This window comes from Sphingorhabdus sp., from assembly GCF_040079335.1.
GTDB lineage: Bacteria > Pseudomonadota > Alphaproteobacteria > Sphingomonadales > Sphingomonadaceae > Sphingorhabdus_B.
In genome coordinates this window covers 1-3,151 of the sequence record NZ_JBEBKL010000095.1, presented here as the reverse complement: position 1 = coordinate 3,151, position 3,151 = coordinate 1, and the positions used below count along the sequence as shown (strand labels likewise).

Genomic DNA, 3,151 nt, shown 5'->3' with positions numbered 1-3,151 from the left:
CTGTCAGCGTTGCGCGAGGGCTGCAAAGCCCCACCCCGCTGCGACTAGGCATCCAAGATGCCAAGTCTCGCTGCCCCTCCCCTGAAGAGGAGGGGAGAAATTTGCGATGGCTTTAGCCCCCCGCCTTGATCTTCGGCAGACCCAGTCGCTGGTGATGACGCCGCAGCTGCAGCAAGCAATCAAGCTGCTGGCACTGTCTTCACTCGAGATTGAAAGCTTCATTGCGGAGGAACTCGAGCGTAATCCACTGCTTGAAATGGCGGCGGGCGATAGCGGCGGTGAAGTGGACGCACCGGACAATTCCGAACCCCCGCCTTCGACCGAAAATCTGGGCAGCGACCAGTTGATGAACGACGGCGATTTCGGCACCGGGGGTGAAGCACTCGACACCGATTTCTCAAGCGAGACATTCGAGCCCGTCGAGGGCGGCGGCGCAGGTGCCGACGGGATGCTAGGGATGAACGGCGTATCGTCGAGCGGTTCTGACTTCGGTGAAGGCCCCGATTTCGATTCCTTTGCAGCACCCGACATTTCGCTGCGCGAACATCTTATGCATCAGGCTGGCGAAATTGCCTCGGGCAGGCAATTGCTGCTGCTAGAGCAATTAGTCGAACATATCGAACCTTCGGGCTGGCTGGGCGCGGACCTGATGGGCATTGCCTATCGGCTGGGCGTTCCGTTGGCCGAAATGGAGGAAGCACTGGCGCTGTTGCAAACCTTCGATCCGACCGGCGTGGGTGCGCGCGATCTGGCTGAATGCATTGCGCTTCAGGCGAAGGAAGCCGATCGTTACGACCCCTGCATGGCGCGGCTGATCGACAATCTGGATCTGGTCGCGCGCGGCAGCTTTGACCAGCTCAAGCGGCTCTGCCGGGTCGACGACGAGGATCTGCGCGATATGCTCGTCGAGTTGCGCAGCTATGATCCAAAGCCGGGCCTGCGTTTCGACAGCGATGATGCCGCGATGGCCGTGACCCCCGACCTGTTTGTGACCGCGCAGGGGAAAGGCTGGGCGATTGAGCTCAACAGCGCCAACCTGCCCCGGCTGTTGGTCAACCGGACCTATTATGCCGAGATGGGCGGCGGGGGCAGTAACAAGGCTGCGAACAACTGGCTCAACGAAGCCTTGGCCGACGCAAATTGGCTGATCAAGGCGATGGACCAGCGCCAGCGCACGATCATGAAGGTCGCGCAGGAAATCGTGAAGCAGCAGGAGGGCTTTTTCCGCGAAGGCGTATCGCGGCTCAAGCCGCTGACACTGCGGCAGGTGGCAGAAGCCATCGACATGCACGAATCGACCGTTAGCCGCGTCACCAGCAACAAATATCTCCATTGCTCGCGCGGGCTGTTCGACCTCAAATATTTCTTCTCAAGCGGCGTGGCTTCAGCCGATGGTGACGGCGCATCGGCGGAGGCGGTGAAGGCGGCGATCAAGACGCTGATCGATGCCGAAGCCCCCGACGACATCCTGTCCGACGACACGCTGGTCGATCTGCTCAAGGAAAAAGGCTTCGACATCGCCAGGCGAACCGTTGCCAAATATCGCGAGGCGATGGGGATCGGCTCGAGCGTGCAGCGAAGGCGTGCGAAGAAGATGGGGCGTTAGGCGAGCACCCGCCCTAGTGCATCCTTCCATCCGGCTAGCCGAGCCTCGCGCGCGACGCCATCCATTGCGGGGCTGAACCGCCCTACCTTGCCGCGCATTACCGCTGCTTCGGCAAGCGAGCCGTATAGCCCTGCGCCGACGCCCGCCAGCATCGCCGCGCCTAGCGCGGTGGTTTCGACGAAATCGGGGCGCTCTACTTCGACCGCCAAAATGTCGGCCAGATCCTGCACCATCCAGCCGTTTGACACCATGCCGCCATCGACCCGCAATTCGGCCCAGTCTGCGCCATCGGCGGCGAAGGCGGTTTTGAGGTCGTGGGTTTGGTGCGCCATCGCCTCCAATGCAGCGCGTGCGACATGCGCTTTTTTGGCGGCAAAGGTCAGCCCGTGGATCGCGGCGCGGGCGTGCGGTTGCCAATGCGGCGCGCCGAGGCCCGACAGTGCCGGGACCAGATAGACACCGCCATTATCCTCTACGCTGCGCGCCAAGGGCTCGGTATCGGGCGATGCGTCGATCAGGCCGAGATCGTCGCGCAGCCACTGGATCAGGCTGCCGGCGACAAAGACCGAGCCTTCGAGCGCATAATGCCGTTCGCCACCCAGTTGCCATGCCACCGTTGCGAGCAAGCGGTTGGTCGATTTGGGCAAGGTCCGCCCGGTCTGTGTTAGCACAAAGGCTCCGGTGCCAAAGGTCGCCTTGGTCTGGCCGGGTTCAAGGCAGCTTTGGCCGATTAGCGCCGCCTGCTGGTCCCCCGCCATTCCGGTGATAGCGATGGGGGCGCCGAACAGGCTCGCGTCGGTCATCCCCAATTGGCCAGCGCTGTCGCAGATTTCAGGCAGGATCGCGCGCGGTACGCCGAACAGGCTGAGCAGGCCATCGTCCCAATCGCCACTGCCGATCGCCATCAGCGCGGTTCGGCTGGCGTTGCTGGCGTCCGAGACATGGACCCTGCCGCCAGTCAGACGATAGACGAGATAGCTTTCAATTGTTCCGACCGCGAGATGCTCCCCTGCCGCCTCCAGCTGCCGCCAGTTTTTGAGCGCCCAACCGATTTTCGAGCCGGAGAAATAGGGATCAAGCAGCAGCCCGGTTTTCGCCTGCACATCGGCTTCATTGCCAGCAGCCTTCAGCGCCTCGCACATCTCCGCCGTGCGCCGGTCCTGCCAGACAATCGCGCGCGCCAGCGGCTCGCCGGTACGCCGGTCCCAGAAGACGACGGTCTCACGCTGGTTGGTAATGCCGATACCCGCAATGGCATGCGCCCCGCCCGCCTGTGCCACCATCTCGCGCGCGCATTCTAGGGTAAGACCCCAGATTTCCGCAGCATCATGTTCGACCAGCCCGGGCGCTGGATAATGCTGCGTCAACGGCCGCTGCGCGCTACTCAGGCAAGCGCCATCCTTTGCAAACAGCATCGCCCGCGTCGATGTCGTGCCTTCGTCGATGACGAGGATATGGTCGGCCATTTGGTACTCCCCTCCCGCTTGCGGGAGGGGCCGGGGGAGGGCCAGACAGCGGCGCTCCTTCTCAGGCCCTCCCCTAACC

General features: G+C 62.9%; 2 protein-coding genes. One reads left to right on the top strand and one right to left on the bottom strand.

What is annotated here, in order from left to right:
• Nucleotides 1–106: 106 nt before the first annotated feature.
• The gene (gene rpoN / locus ABL922_RS14290; RefSeq protein ID WP_349024881.1) at nucleotides 107–1,606 is read left to right on the top strand and encodes an RNA polymerase factor sigma-54; all 1,500 of its coding nucleotides are present in this window, start codon (nucleotides 107–109) and stop codon (nucleotides 1,604–1,606) included.
• Here the strand turns inward: rpoN and glpK are convergent.
• On the bottom strand, nucleotides 1,603–3,072 hold the full coding sequence (gene glpK, locus ABL922_RS14285; RefSeq protein WP_349024880.1) for a glycerol kinase GlpK: 1,470 nt from the start codon (nucleotides 3,070–3,072) through the stop codon (nucleotides 1,603–1,605). The genes rpoN and glpK overlap by 4 nt on opposite strands.
• Nucleotides 3,073–3,151: the final 79 nt, after the last annotated feature.

What these genes read in the sequence shown, in the direction of transcription:
- rpoN (WP_349024881.1), top strand. Translation starts at nt 107, where the DNA reads ATGGCTTTAGCCCCCCGCCTTGATCTTCGGCAGACCCAGTCGCTGGTG.
- glpK (WP_349024880.1), bottom strand. Translation starts at nt 3,072, where the DNA reads ATGGCCGACCATATCCTCGTCATCGACGAAGGCACGACATCGACGCGG.